Raw genomic sequence first — 17,915 nt, 5'->3', positions numbered from 1 at the left:
GTATAATTCATCTCTCTTGATAAAAATTAAAAAATAATGTAAAGTATGTCTTACTAGAGGTGAAGAATATGAAGATAATAAATATCTTTTGGATTGTGCTGGGCTTTATTTGTCTGGGTCTTGGAATTCTGGGAATTATTATGCCTATTTTACCGACAACTCCGTTTTTTATGGTAACTCTTGTATGCTTTGCTAAGGGTTCCGAGCGGCTAAAAAAATGGTTTATAGGCACATCTTTTCATAAAAAATATATTCAAAGTTTTTACGAAAAAAAAGGTATGACTCTAAAAAATAAAATTATCATTCTCTCTTTTGCCTCAATAATGCTTGCAACAGCCTTTTACTTTTCGGCTAAACCATATGCCCGCATCTTAATAGCCGGCGTTATAGCTGCAAAATACTATGTTTTTATCTTTAAAATCAAAACGCTTCCTCCCGATACGGCTTTAGAAGCAGATGCTGCCTGTGTTGAAAACAGATAAAAAAGAACAAGAGCAAAGACTCATCACAAAGATGGTAGAAATGTACCGTTCTTTTAAAGGCCGGGAAATAAACGATGATGAGCTCGATGAGCTTTTACTTTATGCCTTTAAAAGAAGTGAAAGCTGTCTTTATAGAAAAAACGGTGAAAAAAAGCCCTTTTGTAATGTTTGTCCTGTGCATTGCTATAAAAAAGATATGCGTGAAAAAATAAAAAAGATAATGAGGTATGCAGGCCCCCGGCTCTTATTTAAGCATCCTATTTTGAGTTTGGATCATCTTTTTAAGACAATTTATTCAAAAAAACACCCTCCGCAGCCTCCGATGAGATCTAATTAAGATAAAAACGCTTTTTTACGGCATTGACATTTTTTTTAAATTTATGTTATAATATACTTTCTGATATTCCGTAGTGCTGGCGGATAAATTAAGGAGATAAGGCTTATGCCTACAATTAATCAATTGATAAAGAAGGGACGCAAATCTGCTGCGGTTAAGACAAAGAGTCCTGCCTTGCAGTCTTGCCCCCAAAAGCGCGGTGTTTGCACCAGCGTTAAGACGATTACGCCTAAAAAACCGAACTCGGCTTTAAGAAAGGTTGCCCGTATCCGTTTAAGTAACGGTATCGAAATTACCGCTTATATTCCCGGTATCGGACACAACTTGCAGGAGCACTCTGTTGTTCTCGTAAGAGGCGGACGTGTTAAGGACCTACCGGGTGTACGCTATCACATTATACGCGGTACCAAAGATGCTCTCGGTGTAGAAGACAGAAAACGAGGCCGCTCCAAGTACGGAGCCAAGAGGCCCAAGGCTTAAGGAGTAAAAAATGGGTAGAGGAAAAATTACTGCAAGACGCCCTGTTGCTCCCGATAGCAAGTACAATAGCGTGGTCGTTACCCGCTTTATCGGAAGAATGATGCTTTCAGGTAAAAAAAGCATTACTACAAAGATCATGTACGATTCTTTTGATAAGATTAAAGAAAAAACCGGCGAAGAACCATTAGCCGTTTTTTCAAAGGCCTTGGACAATGTAAAACCTGTTGTTGAAGTAAAATCCCGCCGAGTCGGAGGAGCTACTTATCAGGTTCCTATGGACATTCCGGAGGGAAGGCGTGAAGCCTTGGCTATGCGCTGGATTATCGGCGCCGCCCGAAAAAGAAGCGGTCACGAGATGTCTGAAAGATTGGCTTCTGAGCTGATCGATGCATACAACAACACCGGAACAGCCTTCAAAAAGAAGGAAGAAGTTCACAGAATGGCCGAAGCAAACAAAGCTTTTGCACACTTCAGGTGGTAGTACAAAAGGGAGTTCAGACTACGAACTCCCTTTTTTTGTATTTAAATTTTATATCGCCCTCTTGTATATTATTGTTTTTTTTATTATATTGTAACATCTTGTATCTTGAAAAGTATTATAAACTTTTCGGTTTTATGAAAACATTTAGGGGAAAGCGTTTTTTCTCCTAAAAATCTATAAAAATGAGGTATTGATTATGGGTAATGATATTTCTAAGATGAGAAATATCGGTATTAGTGCTCACATTGACTCCGGTAAAACTACTCTTTCGGAACGAATTCTTTTTTATTGTGATAGAATTCATGCTTTACACGAGGTCCGCGGAAAAGACGGTGTGGGTGCAACGATGGATAATATGGAGCTTGAAAAGGAACGAGGTATCACGATTCAGTCAGCTTCAACTCAGGTTAAATGGAAGGATTATACGGTAAACGTAATTGACACTCCCGGGCACGTAGACTTCACTATCGAGGTTGAGCGTTCTTTACGCGTTTTGGACGGAGCCATCTTGGTTCTTTGTTCGGTTGGAGGTGTTCAGTCCCAGTCTATCACTGTTGACAGGCAGTTAAAACGCTACCATGTTCCTCGAATTGCATTTGTAAATAAGTGCGACAGAACCGGTGCTAACCCATTTAAGGTTAGAATGCAGCTTAGGGAAAAACTCGGCCTTAATGCTTATATGATGCAGATCCCGATAGGTTTGGAAGACAAACTTGAAGGTGTTGTAGACCTTGTTACGATGAAGGCTATGTATTTTGAAGGCGAAAACGGTACCCAGATCCGCATGGCCGAAATCCCTCAACATCTTTTAGCCGATGCTCAAAAATACAGGGAAGAAATGGTCGATGCAGCTACTATGTTCTCCGATGAATTGGCAGAAGCCTTTTTGGAAGGTGCCGAAACAGAAGAAATGATCAGAGCCGCAGTTAGAAAGGGAACTCTTGCAGAACAGTTTGTTCCCGTCTTCCTCGGTTCAGCTTATAAAAATAAGGGAATTCAGCCTCTCTTGGATGCAGTAGGTTATTATCTCCCCGATCCGACCGAAATTGAAAATACGGCTTTAAATATCGATGAAGATGAAAAGCCCATCGTATTAGGAACGGATGAAAATGCTCCTGTAGTAGCTTTAGGCTTTAAGCTTGAAGACGGAAAATACGGACAGCTTACCTATGTCCGAGTTTATCAGGGAACATTGAAGAAGGGTGAAGAGCTCTTTAATACCCGTGCCAAAAAGAAGTTTAAGGTAGGCCGCTTGGTTCGAATGAACTCAGCAACCATGGAGGATATCAACGAAGGCGGCCCCGGCGACATCGTAGCCCTATTCGGTATTGACTGTGCTTCAGGAGATACATTCTGCGGAGGAAACCTAAACTATGCCATGAGCTCCATGTATGTTCCGGATCCCGTTATCTCTCTTTCTCTTACACCGAAAGATAAGCAGGCTGCCGACCAAATGTCCAAGGCTCTTAACCGCTTTACAAAGGAAGACCCGACTTTCAGAAGCTATGTAGACAAGGAATCAAACCAGACCATTATTCAGGGTATGGGCGAACTTCACTTGGAAGTTTACATTGAGCGAATGAGAAGAGAATATAAGTGCGATGTTGAAACAGGTATGCCTCAGGTTGCTTACCGTGAAGCCATCACCCAAAGAGCAGACTTTAACTATACTCACAAAAAGCAGACAGGCGGTTCCGGTCAGTTCGGCCGTGTTGCAGGCTTTATCGAACCCATCACCGAGCAAGATTATGAGTTTGAAAATCAGATAAAGGGAGGTGCAATTCCTTCGGAATTTATACCTTCTTGCGATAAGGGCTTTAGAGAAGCTGTAAAGAAAGGAACTCTCATAGGATTCCCGATTGTAGGAACAAGAGTTACAATAAACGACGGCCAGTCCCACCCTGTAGACTCTTCGGATATGGCCTTCCAGGCTGCCGCAATCGGTGCTTTCCGCGAGGCTTATAAGGCCGCAAAACCTGCCATCCTTGAGCCCATTATGAAGGTTTCTATTGAAGGTCCTCAGGAATTCCAAGGTAATATCTTCGGTCTTATAAATCAAAGACGAGGAATTATTGTTTCATCAACGGAAGACGATAGCTTTACCCGTGTAGATGCCGAAGTTCCCTTAAGCGAAATGTTCGGATTCTCTACCATTCTGCGCTCTTCCACACAGGGAAAGGCGGAATACTCCATGGAATTTGCCAAGTACGGTAAGGCTCCTTCAAGTATTTCGGAAGAATTGATAAAAGAATACGAAGCTAAAAGGCTTGCAGAAAAGAAATAAGGAGGCTCTGTAATGCTCAAGGAAGATTTGATTGAAAAAAGCCCCATGAGAAAACTTGAGAAAGCTCTCGGCGGCGGTTTGGCTGCAGGTGAAGTAGGTGTTGTTACATCCAAAAAGGGTGTAGGAAAAACATCTATCTTGGTCCAATTCGGCTTGGATAAGCTCTTACAGGACCAGCCTGTTGTTCATATATCGTTCAGTCAGCATGTTGATTATGCCATCACATGGTATAACGATATGTTTAATGAACTCTCAAAGAAAAAGAACCTCGGTAATGCTCAAGAAGTAAAGGCTCAGGCCTTTTCAAAGAGAATTGTCTTAAACTTTAACCAAGACACGGTTAGAACAACTCAGATTTTAAAGACAATCAGAGCCTTGTCAGAGGGCGGCTCAAAGCCCGCTGTCGTTATGATTGACGACTTTAACTTTGCAAAGGCCCTGCCTGAAGCAATGAAAGAAATGAAGGCCTTTGCCAAGGAAATGGAAATAGCAGTTTGGTATACGGCAGCTGCAGATGTTTCCTCTTTTGAAATTGACGAGAGTTTAAAAAAGTATGTTGACGAGATTGATGTACTTCTCTATCTTGAAAATGATGGAGACTTTGTAAGGATTAAAACCTTAAAAGAGCACGGAAACGGAGCCTCGGATACGGGCTCTTCTTTTGATGCTAAAACCATGCTTTTAAGCGAAAAATAATCCGTCAAATAGGCATACAAAAAGCCGTGTAAGGTTGATACCTCGCACGGCTTTTTTATTTTTAATTTAAATTAATCTTAAAAGAGTGTTTACCAAATAAGTCTTTTTTTGACTTCAACCTTGGATACGCCGAAAAGCCGTCTGATTTGTTCTTTTTTGTAATTTGAATGGGAAATTTTATTATATTCATCTGCCACTTTTTGGAGATCCTCGCCGGATTCCATATAAACGGCATAGGCTGCCGCAGCCCTAAAGGCTCCTGCCTCCAAGAGTTGGTCAAGGTTTTTGTTTGAATTTTTTGATAGCCTTGCCTTATCTACTATGGCAGAATTTCCATCGTAACCTATTGTGTTTATAAAATCATTGATTTCCATAGCTTCTCCCGAATTGAACTTTTTATAAAATAAAGCCGGCCTTATTTTAAAAGCCGGCTTCGTATTTAGTACCCTAAAGCATCATACCTTTGTAAAGCTTTCTTTACCAACTCCGCAAAGGGGGCATACCCAATCATCAGGGATATCTTCAAATGCTGTTCCGGGTGCAATTCCGCCGTCGGGATCGCCTATGGCAGGATCATACACATATCCGCATAAATCGCATACATATTTATCCATACTTATACTCCTTATCATATTTATTTTTGCATAAAATGCAATATAATCTAATAATACACTTTTTTTTGTTAATCGGCAAGTAATCTGTCAAGGTTTTCCGATAAATTAATGATATTTTTATTTGAAGGATCCAGAGCCAATACCTGACCCAAATAGTATTTTGCCTTTTTAGGGTCTTTATTCTTTAGGTACCATTCATACATGGCAAAAAGAGAGTCTTTGTTTCTTGGGTTTGACAAAAGGCTTGATTGCAGAAAATTCAGATAGCCGGCCGGATTGCCTTGTTCTAATTTTGCATTATAATAATATAGGATAGATTTAAGCTCAGAATCTGCACCTTTCATTTTTTGGCCTATCAGCTGTCTTATAGCCGCATAATCCTTGCCTGCATATAAGGCTTCCAGATAAAGATTTATAAAAGAGTTTGAAGGATTTTTTGTGTTTGAATAAAGCTGTTTTGCAAGGGCTAAAGCCTTTGCTGTTTGTCCTGCACCAAGGTAGGATGTTAATAATAGCTCCTTGTTTGCCGATACGGGATATTTTCCCACTAAGTTTTCCGCCAGCTCGGCAGCCTGATTCCATTTTCCGTTATTAATATCGTTTTTCACCAAAAGAGCCAAGGCTGCCGCATTTTCGGGATAGCCTTCCAATACCTTTCGTATAAAAAAGTCAGCCGGCTTATTATCTATTTTGGTTGAAGCTTCAAAGCAAATTTCTGCACAGGCTAAAAGAACATTAAAATCTTCGGGGTAGTATTTATAAGCTTCGGTTAAAAATTCCGAAGAGCGAATCAGGTTTTTATTCCATTCTCTTGTTAAGCGTGCCCTGTACAAGAGATAGTTTTTTGCCGTTTTGTTCTTTGTAGCATAGGCATCTAAAAGAGAGTTTGCCTTTAGGTACTCCTTTTGTTCTATCAATATTCTGATCCGTAAAAGAAGGGCTGAAATATTTTCAGGTTCTTTTTTGAGCACCGATACAATATTTTCCGAAGCCTTGTTAAAATCATTTTTTGCTATATGGGCCCTAGCATATAGGAGTTTTACCTCGGTATTATCACTATAGAGACTGTTCAGCGTATCAGCTATTTTTAAGGCTTCCGCTCCGTTTCCCGATTCGGCGGCAAAGTGTCCGTATTTAAAACCTGCAGGGTAGCATGAAGAGTCGAGCTGCCATGCCTTTTGATATAATGCAACGGCTTCGGTCAATTTATTGTTTTTTTCTTTAAAGAGGCCTAAAAGATAATAGGGCAGAACTGATTGAGGTCTTAACTTTTGGGCCGCGGTAAGCCTTGATTCTATATCTTCGGAGTAGGGTGCAAGTATCGCGTCCGAAAAATCGTCATAGGTTAAAACCAAGGCCGGAATTATCAGGCCTAAAAACCCGTCTTTTTTTGTTGAAATGGGATATAAGCCTACTTTTACCTCTTTTAGAGCCTGTAAATAAGGTTCATCCTCGGCAGAAATCGGGGGCTTTACTCCGTTTGTTTCTAAGGGGTATGCAAGATACATTATATCTGCAATTATTTTTAGATAGAGTTTATTTTCGGCTGTGAGTCCCTTGCTGTCATTTTGAATAAAAAGTATTGCTTCTTTTAGGCTTGAAGGCGAGCCTTTTTCAATTAAGGATGCAAGGGCTGAGTCCAGCCTTTTTTCGGCTAGCTCATCTTTTCCAGGAAGGGAAAGAATAGTTCCCTCTCCTATAGGCTTTAAGCCTGCTCCATTTTGCTCTATAGATTCTATGGGGCTTTCATCTGTAACTGATTTTTTTGTGCTTACACACGAAAAAAAGGACAGACAGCTCATTACAGCTGCAAAAATTAATAGAGAAAAACATCTGCCTGCAATTTTTTTTATGTAAGACTTCACATTTCTATTATAATATATTTTAATGATGTTGCCAATATCTTTTTGAAATCTTAATTATGAATTTTAATTGCAATTTTTTTTAAGCTATGATAGCATATATCGATAGGCCGATTCAGGAGATGAGAATGCAAAAGGTTCTTATTATTACTATTTCCTCAAAGGTTGCTGAGGGATATAAAAATTTTTTAAAAAACTTTTTTGATGAAGATATCATTATCGGCACTAAAAGTGTAGATGCCGATAATTTCGATTATATCGAATGTGCCGATGTTTATTTGATAGGTGCTACTTCAAGTGAAAATTTTGAGCCTATTATGGCTAAAATCGATAAATCAAAAGCTGTATTTATACGTTTGACTTTCAGGCAAAAAGAGATAGATCAGCTTAAGGCTATAAAAAACGGAACTGAGGCTCTTCTTGTAAATTTGAGCAGGCAGATGGCTATAGAGACCATCTCTGACTTACACAGGCTCGGCGTAACAAATATTATCCTGTATCCCTGTTATCCTCATCAAGAAAATATACCTAATCTTGATATGGCGATAACACCCGGAGAACGCCGTTTTGTTCCCGGACATATTTCTGAAGTTATGGATATTGGAGACAGGCTTTTAACGGCGAATACTATAGCTGAACTGGCTTTAAGGCTTGATTACGCTCATATCCTTCAAGGCGAAAGTTATAGGCAATATGTTTCTACCCTTGCCGAGCAAAATTACAGCATAGATCTTCTTACAAATAAGACGATGAGCATTGAGAATGCTTATCAAATGCTGATGGAGTCGCTGGATGTTGCCGTTATAGGTATTGATGTAAGGGATAAGATATTTGTATGCAATAATGCCTTTTGCAAGATTAGGAATATTTCGAAGTTTGAACTTATCAACAGGGAGTTTAAAACTGCATTAAAAAATATTTATAATCATTTGGAAGATTCCGGGCTCACAAAAAAGGTTTCAAAAATTATCCGGATCAACCAAACAAATTTTGCTTTAAATGTTTTTCCGTTTTATTGGGAAAATCAATATGCAGGCAGATATATTCTGCTCCAGCGTTTTAGCGACACGGAAAAAACTCAACACCATCTTAGGATGCAGCTTATGAAAAAAGGGCACTCCGCTAAATATACCTTCGATGATATAATCGGTAACTGTCAGGCAATCCGTAAAATAAAGGAAATAGCGGAAAAGGCTGCAAGGTCTGACGCCTCTATTCTTTTGACGGGTGAAAGCGGAACAGGAAAAGAGCTCTTTGCTCATTCAATTCACAAGGCATCAAAGAGGTCTTCTATGCCCTTTATTGCCTTAAACTGTGCCGCCTTCCAAGACAGCCTTTTGGAAAGTGAGCTCTTCGGTTATGTAGAAGGCTCTTTTACAGGGGCAAAAAAAAGGCGGGAAGCACGGGCTTTTTGAATATGCTCACGGCGGTACTCTTTTTCTTGATGAAATAGAGGGGATGAGTGCAAACCTTCAGATTAAACTTTTGCGGGTCCTTCAAGAAAAAGAAATAATAAGGGTGGGCGGAAACCGCATCATCAAAATTGATGTCAGGATAATTGCAGCCTCAAACGAAAATATAAGAGAGCTTACCCTTCAGAACAAATTCCGAAAAGACCTGTACTACCGTTTAAATACAATACCTATCGAAGTTCCTCCTTTGAGGGAAAGAGAAGAAGATGTTTTGGTTATATCCGAGTACATTATGGAAAAAATAAAAGCCGGCTTTGTTTTATCTCCTCAGGTAAAAGAATTTTTTTTAAAATACCGCTGGGAAGGAAATATAAGAGAGCTTTACAATGTTCTTGAATATTTAAAGTATCTGGATGAAAAAGAAATAAGGATTGAACACCTGCCTAAATATATCACCGACTTTGAACCTCAGGAGCAGCATGCTGCCTTATCATATCGGGAAAAAGAAGTTTATATTTTAAGACTCTTGGAAAGCTCTTTTCCTGTCGGTATTGGAAGAAGAAAAATTTTAGATAGATGCCGCAAGGATGGGGTAGGTATTTCCGAAAGTCTTATACGCAAAATTCTTTCCGATCTTGAAAAAAAAGATTTTATAACGATAAATGAAGGCCGCTGCGGTACAACGATAAACGATAAGGGTGTCATGTATCTTAGGAGCTTAGTCCTTTAAATTATGCTTAGTAATGGGATGTAAATGGGCTTATCGGGATACCTCAACCAATTTATGCTTGTATAAAAATTCTATAAAAAGCCATTCTTTTCAATAAAACCGTAAATTTTTCTTATTGATTTTTGCTTGGTATACTTTTTGCTTTGTATAAAATAAAGTATCATTTTGGAGTAAAGTTGTATGAAGTATGATTTTGATGAAATAATAGACCGATCTTCAAACTACTCGGCAAAATTTGAAGAAGCTTATTTGCATTACGGTACAAATGATGTAATTCCCTTATGGATAGCCGATATGGATTTTAAAACTGCAAGACCCATAATTGATGCAATAATAGAAAGGGCTGAACAGGGTATTTTCGGCTACACCTTCAGGCCTGATTCTTATTTTGAAGCTGTTGCAGATTGGCAGATTAAAAGAAACAATTACAAACCCGATACGAATCTTATGGCCTTTGCTCCGGGTGTTGTGCCTGCAATGCGTATTATATTGCAGATGTTCAGTACCGAGCAAGACCGTATGATGATAACGACCCCTGTTTATCATCCCTTTACCGATATAGTTTTAAATACAAAAAGAACATTGGTGAACATTCCTCTTATAGTAGAAGGGGAAAAATATAAAATGAATTTTGAAGGTATTGAAGCGGAGTTTAAAAAAGGAATTAAGTTTTTTATATTTTGCAATCCTCATAATCCTGTCGGCCGTGTTTGGACAAGGGATGAGCTTGAAACCTTAACTTCCCTTTGTTTAAAATACAAGGTCAAAATCATTTCGGACGAAATTCATTCGGATTTAATTTTTTCAGGCTTCAAGCACATACCTACGGCTTCTATTTCGAAAGAGGTTGAAACAATTACATACACTATGATAGCTCCCAGTAAAACGTTTAACCTCGCAGGCTTGCAAGCCTCTACGATTATTTTCCCCAATGTAGAAGAAAAAGATCAATATATTGCAAACTTAAAAGAGATGGATGTAGCACGCAATAATTGTTTTAGTCTTGTTGCAACTATTGCTGCCTACCGAGAAGGAGAAGAGTGGCTTAATCAGGCAATAGATTATATTCACGGCAATATGGAATTTATATATGAATATTGCAAGAAAAAGATTCCGGTTTTAAAGCCGAACAAACCTGAAGCAACCTATCTTTGCTGGATAGATGCAAGAGATCTAAAAATGAATGACGATGAGCTTAAAAAATTTCTTGTAGAAAAAGCAGGACTTGCTTTGGGAAGCGGAATAGAATTCGGTGAAGGCGGAAGCGGTTTTGTACGCTTTAATGCTGCAACATCCCTCCGGGTAGTTGAAAGGGCTCTTATGCAGTTGGAAGCTGCAATAAAAAAAATATAGGAGAAAAATTATGGATGAAAGTAGAAGTTCAAAAAGGTACGGCTTTATAGCCTTTGTTCCGTTACTGGTCTTTTTAGCCTTGTACATCGGATTCGGTTTGTTTTTTACAGCTCAGGGAGTTCCGAAGGCTTTTAAACAATTCCCGCGACACGTTGCTCTTTTAATCGGTATCTTCATTGCAGTTCTTATGAACCGCAAGGAAAATTTCGGTACAAAGATTGATGTGTTTTCTAAAAATGCAGGAAACGAAGGGGTAATGCTAATCGGTCTTATCTACCTCTTGGCCGGAGGTTTTCAAGGTGCTGCAAAGGCGATGGGCGGTGTAGACAGCATTGTCAATTTGGGTTTAACTTATATTCCGAGTGCATTGTTGATTCCGGGTGTATTTTTAATGAGCTGTTTTATTTCAACGGCAATTGGAACATCTATGGGTACGATTGCAGCTATGGCTCCTATTGCTATCGGAGTTGCAACAAAGTCGGATCTAAACTTGGCTGTGGCTTGTAGTGCCGTAATCGGCGGTGCCTATTTCGGCGACAATCTTTCAATTATATCGGATACGACTATTTCTGCAACAAAGGGTGTAGGCTGCGAAATGAAGGATAAGTTTAGAATGAACCTTCTCATTGCTCTTCCTGCTGCTGTTTTTGCCTTTATCTTATATGCTATTATGGGCGGTAAGGGTACAATTACGGGAGACTTGGATTTCCACTTGATAAGAATTATTCCTTATATTGTAGTTTTAATTACAGCCCTAACGGGTATGAATGTTGTTGCCGTTCTTTTTGTCGGAATTGTCATGGCCGGTTTGATAGGCATTTTACAGGGCACCTTGACCTTTATGACCTTTGTTCAATCCTTAGGAGAGGGTATGGAAGATATGATGAGTATTACCATCGTTGCTATCTTGATATCCGGTCTAATCGGTTTGATAAAATACTACGGCGGTATTGATTGGCTTATAAATAAAATCACTTCAAGAATCAAGAACAGAAAAGGTGCAGAATACGGAATCGGTTTGTTATCGGGGCTTCTATCTATATCGTTGGTAAACAATACAATAGCAATAATTATATCTGCTCCTATTGCAAAAGAGATAGGTTTGCAATATAAGATTTCGCCGAAACGATTGGCAAGTTTACTTGATATCTTTGCTTGTGCCTTCTTGGCTCTTTGCCCGCATGACGGCGGTATGCTGATTGTAACAGGTCTGTCGGGGGTAGCTCCTACGGCAGTACTTGCTCATTCCTACTATATATTCGGATTGATAGCGGCTGCTGTCATTACTATCCAGTTCGGACTATTGCGGACCAAAGAAGAAAAGGCTGCTATCGGATTAAGTTAAAAAATAAGGTTTCCTAGAAAACTGTCCCGTTTTTAGAGTTAAATTCTCTGAGTGCGGGACTTTTTTCATTTTATTACTAGATATTTTTGATAAAATATATTAAAATAAGCAATAAATATTTAGTTTGAGGCTGTAATGAAAATTCGAACATCAGTAAATTTGTTTTTAACCCTTACCTTGGTGATTGTTGTATGCGGAGCTTTAACTTCCACTCTTTATTATACAAGATCTTTTATTGAAAATCTTTTTTATAAAAATGTTCAGTACATTTTGGACGCGTCTTTTTCTGAGCTGCAAAGCGATCTTGAAAGCGGTTTAACTCTTTCAAAAAATTTTGCAAGTCAGGATAATTTGATAAGATGGTTCGAATCTTATGAAGAGGAAGGAATAGACGGTGAAGATGTCAAAGCTTTGATGTTAAAGTTGGCAAATGAGGAAAAATTCACAACCTGTTTTGCGGCTTCCGGATTGACCGGCTCTTATTATACGGTGGATAAAAATAAAAATGTCGTTAGGGATCAGCTGTCCGAAACGGAACCGGCTGACTCATGGTTTTACGGCCTTTTAAAAGAAAAAGAAAGCATCTTTTATAATGTAGATTACAATAAGACATTAGGAACTACAAATTTTTGGTTCGATTGTAAAATTTTTAATAATAGAGGCAAAATCTTAGGCTTTGCAGGTTTGTCCGTAAACTTGGATAATACAATAGAAAAACTGAAAAAATCAGTTCCAAGTAATAACTCTTGGCTTGGTTTTATCGGAAACGATGATTCTGTTTTAATGTCTTCAAATTCCGAATTGATAGGAAAAAAGATTGATCTTATTACGGGAAATCTGCTTCCGCTTGAAGGCTTTCCGGGGCTTTATTATTACACGGATAAAAAACTTGGGAAGGTTATTATTGCAAAAGAGCAGTTAAAGCATTTTCCTTATTCGGTTATGCTTGCAGCTCCCATGAATGAGTTTATTCCCTCAATACTTTTGATTTTACGCTTACCCTTTATATGGTCGTTTGCAATTTTGTTAATTACGCTTGTACTCAGCTCTTTTTTGTTACGCCTCTTTTTTGCCCGCTTTGCAAAAATGACTTCCGTATTTAATAAGATCGCCGAAGGAGATTTTAGTATAAGGGCTGATGTTTCAAATGATGAAATCGGAGGCATAACCTCAGTTTTAAATAATGCAATCGAAAAAGTAAGTGCTGCCCTTGCAAGTATAGGTAAACATACTGATAGGATGCAGGGAATATGTGAAAATTTATCCGCAAATATGGTTGAATCTGCCGCTGCCTTAAATGAGATTACTGCAAATATTGAAGGGGTTAGGGGACAGGTTCTAACTCAAAATTCCAGTGTCGAAAATGCCGTCAGCAGAATTGACGAAATATCAAAAAATATTTCGGAACTTGATGCTCATATAGATAATCAGGCTGAAATTTTTACATCATCTTCAAGGGCTGTGGGGGAGATAGTTTCAAATATTGAGGGTGTAAGAGGAAAGGCTCAAGACAATTTAAAAGCCATCAAGGAGCTTGAACAGGCTACCCATCAAGGAAAAGAAACAGTAAAATCTGTAGTGGATATTACTAGAATCGTAACCGAACAATCCGAAGGACTTTTGGATGCAATTTCTGTTATTCAAAATACGGCAAGTCAGACAAACCTGCTTGCAATGAACGCTGCAATTGAAGCCGCTCATGCTGGAGAATCGGGAAAGGGCTTCGCCGTTGTTGCCGACGAAATCAGAAAACTTGCCGAAGAGTCAGGAGAGCAGGGCAAAAATATTACAAAGGTTTTGGAAGAATTAAAAAGCAAGATCGAAAACCTAAACGGTGCAGGCCCCCGTGTTTCCGGGCAATTTGAAAAGATAAGCTCTATGATGGATTTTATTTACCGTCATGAAGACGGAATGATACGAACCATGAATGAACAGCTCAAAGATGCTGAGTCTGTCTTGCATGAAATACACGGAATGGAAGAGGTAAGTCATGCCGTAAAAAAAAGGTTCCGATGAGATGCTTGTCAAAATAGAAAAAATATCACAAGAGCTTAAAACGCTTTCTTCCCTTTCAGAAAACATAACTCAAAGTATGACCGAGATGTCGGTTGGGGTAGGTCAGGTCAACAAAACGGTTCAAGATGTAACCGATATTGCAAGCCTTAATAAAGAAACGGCTATAGGGGTTGCTTCCGAGATTGCAAAGTTTAAGGTGTAGGTTGACAATAATTTTATTCTTCTTTTGCTCCTATTAAATTTACAAAGTAGGGGCAACTTTCTAAAAGTTCATCAAAGCTGCCTTGTGCAAGGGCCTTCCCCTCCTTTAACACCACAATTTTATCGGCGCTTTTTATTGTCGAAATTCTATGAGCAATAACGAGGCAGGCTCTTCCTTCCTTCAATTTTTTTAAGGCTAAATTTATAAGTCTTTCATTTTCTGAATCGAGATTTGCCGACGCTTCATCTAATACCAAAACGGGAGAATTTTTTAAGAAGGCTTGGGCTATCGAAAGCCGCTGTTTTTCTCCGCCTGAAAGTTTTAAGGCTCGCTCTCCTATTACGGTATTTTTACCTAAGGGAAGCTTTTCGATAAACTTATCTGCTTCGGCTTCATTTATTGCATTTTGGATTTCTTCCGTACTTGCCTCTCTTTTTGCAAGCCGCAAATTTTCTTCTATACTTATATTAAATAAGTATACATCTTGAGGAACTACGGTAATAAGATCCCTTAAAGACCTCAACCTTAATTCTCTTATATCGGTACCGCTGATTTTTATTGAACCTGCATCGGGTTCTCTAAATCTTTGCAAAAGACGGGCTGCGGTAGTTTTTCCGGAACCGGAATGTCCTACAAGGGCAAGGGTTTCGCCTGTTTTAAATTTGAACGAAAGTCCGTCTAATATTTTAGGATTCTGCTTCTCCTCATTTTTTTGAGGATAGGTAAATTCTACATTGTCGAATTCTACGCAAATTTCTTTTACATTGTGTTCTCCTTTGGCGATTATTTCTTCAGCCGTTTTTGTTCCCGTATCGTAAACTTCGGGCTCCATAAAAAGAAGATTAAATACTCTTTTTGAGGCTGCAGCGATGAGACCGTATTGGGTACTCATTTGCAGGGCATCGGCTATGGGATTTAAAAATGCCGAAGAAATTACCAAGACGGGCAAAAACCAAAGAGGGGCTAAGGAACCGTTTTTTACTAAAAAGGCTGCGGTAATCATTACAGAAAAAGAAGCCGTCAGCATTAGAATCGATAAGATTAAATTTTGGTCTGTTCTCCGTTTGGCATCCGTAAACACAGCCTTATTAAAACCTGTCACGGAGTTAAACATTTTTTTTAGATAGTGTTCTTGGTATCTAAAAGAAATAATATCCTTTAAGCCTTGAATGCAGTCAACAGATTCGGCATTTAGGCCGCCCGCAGCCTTCATGTAATCGAAGCCGTGTTTGTCTGCCTCTCTTTTTTTAAATTTAGGAAATAGCATGAGTAAGATAAGTGTGGGTAGGAGAACCAGAGAAAGATAAATTGAAAGGCTTCCCAAAAATATTAAAACTGCAAGGGGAATAAAAATTGCAACAAAAATCTGAGCAATGGTGTGAGCATAAAACCATTCGAGAATTTCGACATCGTTTAAAACTATTGAAGTTAAATTGCCGCTTCTTTCATTTTCAAGTCCTGCAGGAGCTATCTCATTTATTTTTTCGTAGGCTAACATTCTTAGCTTTGTCAAAATTCTATAAGCCATGTCATGGCCAACATAAATATCAAGATAGGCAAAGACTGCTTGCAGGGCAATAAAAATACAAATCAAAATGAACAGTAGTTTTATTCTTTCAGTTTGGGCTAAAAGTATTGCGCTTATGGTATAGGAGGTTAAAAGTGAAAGTACTATTGGAATGAGTTTAAATATTGCATTGCACAATATCGAAATAAATAAGTAAATTTTAAAACCTTTAATATATTTGGTCAGGGTAAAGATAGTGTCGTTTACTTTAATCATAGGGCTTCCTTTTTATTTTTTTGTTTTAAGATTTGCTCTCCCATGAGCTTACGGTAAGATTCCGACTTTGAGGAGAGATCTTCATGTGTTCCTGTATCTTCTATTTTTCCGTTATCGATTATGCAAATTTGTTCCGCTTTTTGAATAGTTGCAAGCCTGTGGGCAATTATCAAAACGGTTTTACCCTTACATAGTTCCGAAAAGCTTTTTTGGATTTCCATTTCGCTTTGCCTGTCAAGAGAGGAGGTGGCTTCATCAAAAATTAGAATAGGAGAGTTTCTTAAAAAGGCCCTTGCTATGGCAATGCGCTGTCTTTCTCCTCCTGAAAATTTTGCACCTCGTTCACCTAGGACTGTGTTATACCCGTCAGGGAGACTTGAGATAAAATCGTGAATGCGTGCTTTTTTTGCAGCCTCTATTACTTCTTCTTTTGTTGCATCCGGCTTGCCTATTAAAATATTTTGGTAGGCTGTCCCGAAAAAAATATGACTGTCCTGCCAAACGGCAGAAATCAAATTTTGAATTTCATCCACTGTTTTTTCGGATAGAATTTTTTCGCCCACCCTTATTGTTCCGTTTTTAATAGGATAAAAACCTGCAAGGAGATGTGCTATTGTGGACTTTCCGCTGCCTGAAGAACCGACAAGGGCCGTTGAAGTACCGTTCGGAATTGTAAAAGAGATATCTTTTATTACGTCAGTTTCCTCATAGGCAAAGTTTACATTTGTAAAAGAAATATCTCCGGTAAAATTATCTGTTGCCTGTTTTGATTTAAGTTCGCTTCCTTCCTTTAGATTATCTTTTTTGCTTACGTTTAAAAGATTTGCCGAAAGAGAAAGTTTTACCGGTGTTTTTAAAAAATTATAGATTTCATAAGAGGCCGTAACACCTCGATAACCCAAGTGCCAAATATTTATGAGAATATACATGGGTGAGAAACAAGCTGCGGTTAAAAAATAAAATGTAGATAAGGTTGTCGGGCGAAGAATATAGGTAAGCTCTTAATGCTGCAACTGCCGCCGATAAGGTTCCTCCGATTGCCGCACAAAGCTGTAAAACTCCGCTGTCGATCATAGTAACCTTTAAGTGATTCATAATTGTAACACGCAAGATTTCGCCCTGCTTTTTAAGTTTCTCTTTTTGGTACTCATCGGCATTTAAGGCTTTTAAAGAAGTAAGGCCTTGTAATGCATCCAGACAATCAGAATAGTATTTTGAATGGGCTGCATGTTCTTCCTTTCCTCTTTCTTGCATAATTTTAAAAAAGAACATTGGAAACCCCAACATACCTGCAGCTCCTAAAAGGCAGATTATACCTACTACATAATCAAGGTAAAATAAAATCGAAATTAATACTATGTCTAGTAATATGGTACCGCTTACAAAGGGAAGGTATTGGTAAAAGTATGGACTTAACCATTCTGTTTTTGCAAAAACCATGGAGGCAAGTTCTCCTGAACGTCTGTTGATAGTATAGGCTGGGCCTAGAGCAAAAAGTTTTTTAAAAACTTTTTCGCGCAAGATATCTTTAATTTTAATACTGCATTCTTGTCCTTTTAAGCTTGTTGTACGCTGTAATATGATGGAAAAAACCGCTAAAATTCCCAGACAAATAAATATTTGATTTAAGGAGGTAAAACATAAAATTTTTTCTTTTCCGAATATTAACTGCACCATCAACGCCGTGCATAAGGTAATCAACACCTTTGACGAAAGTAAAAGAAAATTTAAAACGGAAGAAAGAAGTAAAAGTTTTCTTCCTCCCTTTGAAAGAAAAATGAGTTGTTTGTTTATAAACATAAAAACTCCGTATAACCTTGATTATAAAGTTAATTTAC

Annotated in this window: 18 protein-coding genes; 12 read left to right on the top strand and 6 right to left on the bottom strand. The window is 38.4% G+C overall.

Annotated features, from left to right (window positions below):
- Window positions 1-68 precede the first annotated feature (68 nt).
- From E4O00_RS08670 to E4O00_RS08645, 6 genes are all read left to right on the top strand, one after another.
- A complete protein-coding gene (locus tag E4O00_RS08670) occupies window positions 69-482 on the top strand; it encodes a YbaN family protein (protein WP_253676980.1) in 414 nt (137 codons plus the stop codon).
- Window positions 457-819 (top strand): nitrous oxide-stimulated promoter family protein, encoded by a 363-nt coding sequence (locus E4O00_RS08665; protein ID WP_253676979.1) that lies wholly within the window; start codon window positions 457-459, stop codon window positions 817-819. Before E4O00_RS08670 ends, E4O00_RS08665 begins: the two co-directional genes overlap by 26 nt.
- 105 nt (window positions 820-924) lie before the next feature.
- Complete coding sequence (rpsL, locus tag E4O00_RS08660; protein WP_253676978.1) at window positions 925-1,299, top strand: 30S ribosomal protein S12; 375 nt, start codon at window positions 925-927, stop codon at window positions 1,297-1,299.
- Between the two features lie 10 nt (window positions 1,300-1,309).
- Complete coding sequence (gene rpsG / locus E4O00_RS08655; protein ID WP_002670537.1) at window positions 1,310-1,780, top strand: 30S ribosomal protein S7; 471 nt, start codon at window positions 1,310-1,312, stop codon at window positions 1,778-1,780.
- Window positions 1,781-1,976: 196 nt separating this feature from the next.
- Window positions 1,977-4,064, top strand: coding sequence for an elongation factor G (fusA, locus tag E4O00_RS08650; protein WP_253676977.1), 2,088 nt, complete (start codon window positions 1,977-1,979; stop codon window positions 4,062-4,064).
- 12 nt (window positions 4,065-4,076) lie between these two features.
- Window positions 4,077-4,760 carry a P-loop NTPase family protein gene (locus E4O00_RS08645; RefSeq protein WP_253676976.1) on the top strand — a complete coding sequence of 228 codons (684 nt, stop codon included), beginning with the start codon at window positions 4,077-4,079 and terminating at the stop codon, window positions 4,758-4,760.
- Window positions 4,761-4,849: 89 nt separating this feature from the next.
- On the opposite strand, the gene E4O00_RS08640 is transcribed toward E4O00_RS08645, so the two are convergent.
- From E4O00_RS08640 to E4O00_RS08630, 3 genes are all read right to left on the bottom strand, one after another.
- Window positions 4,850-5,134, bottom strand: a complete 285-nt coding sequence (locus E4O00_RS08640) for a hypothetical protein (RefSeq protein WP_253676975.1) — start codon at window positions 5,132-5,134, stop codon at window positions 4,850-4,852.
- An 81-nt stretch (window positions 5,135-5,215) separates the two neighbouring features.
- The gene (gene rd / locus E4O00_RS08635) at window positions 5,216-5,374 is read right to left on the bottom strand and encodes a rubredoxin (protein WP_253676974.1); all 159 of its coding nucleotides are present in this window, start codon (window positions 5,372-5,374) and stop codon (window positions 5,216-5,218) included.
- Between the two features lie 68 nt (window positions 5,375-5,442).
- Window positions 5,443-7,176 carry a tetratricopeptide repeat protein gene (locus E4O00_RS08630; RefSeq protein ID WP_253676973.1) on the bottom strand — a complete coding sequence of 578 codons (1,734 nt, stop codon included), beginning with the start codon at window positions 7,174-7,176 and terminating at the stop codon, window positions 5,443-5,445.
- Between the two features lie 188 nt (window positions 7,177-7,364).
- Between E4O00_RS08630 and E4O00_RS08625 the strand changes: the two genes are divergently transcribed.
- The 6 genes from E4O00_RS08625 to E4O00_RS08600 all read left to right on the top strand — a co-directional run bounded on the left by E4O00_RS08625 (window position 7,365) and on the right by E4O00_RS08600 (window position 14,294).
- Window positions 7,365-8,651, top strand: a complete 1,287-nt coding sequence (locus E4O00_RS08625; protein WP_253676972.1) for a sigma 54-interacting transcriptional regulator — start codon at window positions 7,365-7,367, stop codon at window positions 8,649-8,651.
- Window positions 8,652-8,694: 43 nt separating this feature from the next.
- The gene (locus E4O00_RS08620; protein WP_371922690.1) at window positions 8,695-9,378 is read left to right on the top strand and encodes a sigma 54-interacting transcriptional regulator; all 684 of its coding nucleotides are present in this window, start codon (window positions 8,695-8,697) and stop codon (window positions 9,376-9,378) included.
- 180 nt (window positions 9,379-9,558) lie between these two features.
- The gene (locus tag E4O00_RS08615) at window positions 9,559-10,731 is read left to right on the top strand and encodes a MalY/PatB family protein (RefSeq protein ID WP_253676971.1); all 1,173 of its coding nucleotides are present in this window, start codon (window positions 9,559-9,561) and stop codon (window positions 10,729-10,731) included.
- 10 nt (window positions 10,732-10,741) lie between these two features.
- Window positions 10,742-12,076, top strand: a complete 1,335-nt coding sequence (locus E4O00_RS08610) for a Na+/H+ antiporter NhaC family protein (protein WP_253676970.1) — start codon at window positions 10,742-10,744, stop codon at window positions 12,074-12,076.
- 135 nt (window positions 12,077-12,211) lie between these two features.
- Window positions 12,212-14,092: a methyl-accepting chemotaxis protein gene (locus tag E4O00_RS08605; RefSeq protein ID WP_253676969.1), complete on the top strand. Its 1,881-nt coding sequence runs from the start codon at window positions 12,212-12,214 to the stop codon at window positions 14,090-14,092.
- Between the two features lies 1 nt (window position 14,093).
- Complete coding sequence (locus tag E4O00_RS08600; RefSeq protein ID WP_253676968.1) at window positions 14,094-14,294, top strand: hypothetical protein; 201 nt, start codon at window positions 14,094-14,096, stop codon at window positions 14,292-14,294.
- A 13-nt stretch (window positions 14,295-14,307) separates the two neighbouring features.
- Here E4O00_RS08600 and E4O00_RS08595 read toward each other — a convergent pair whose 3' ends face one another.
- From E4O00_RS08595 to E4O00_RS08585, 3 genes are read right to left on the bottom strand one after another with little or no spacing between them, the layout of a single operon-like run.
- Complete coding sequence (locus E4O00_RS08595; RefSeq protein WP_253676967.1) at window positions 14,308-16,077, bottom strand: ABC transporter ATP-binding protein; 1,770 nt, start codon at window positions 16,075-16,077, stop codon at window positions 14,308-14,310.
- Window positions 16,074-17,006 carry an ABC transporter ATP-binding protein gene (locus tag E4O00_RS08590; RefSeq protein WP_253676966.1) on the bottom strand — a complete coding sequence of 311 codons (933 nt, stop codon included), beginning with the start codon at window positions 17,004-17,006 and terminating at the stop codon, window positions 16,074-16,076. Before E4O00_RS08590 ends, E4O00_RS08595 begins: the two co-directional genes overlap by 4 nt.
- Window positions 16,948-17,877, bottom strand: a complete 930-nt coding sequence (locus tag E4O00_RS08585; protein ID WP_253676965.1) for an ABC transporter transmembrane domain-containing protein — start codon at window positions 17,875-17,877, stop codon at window positions 16,948-16,950. Before E4O00_RS08585 ends, E4O00_RS08590 begins: the two co-directional genes overlap by 59 nt.
- Window positions 17,878-17,915 lie beyond the last annotated feature (38 nt).

Source organism: Treponema sp. OMZ 788, from assembly GCF_024181245.1.
GTDB lineage: Bacteria > Spirochaetota > Spirochaetia > Treponematales > Treponemataceae > Treponema_B.
This window is presented reverse-complemented; position numbering and strand designations above follow the sequence as displayed.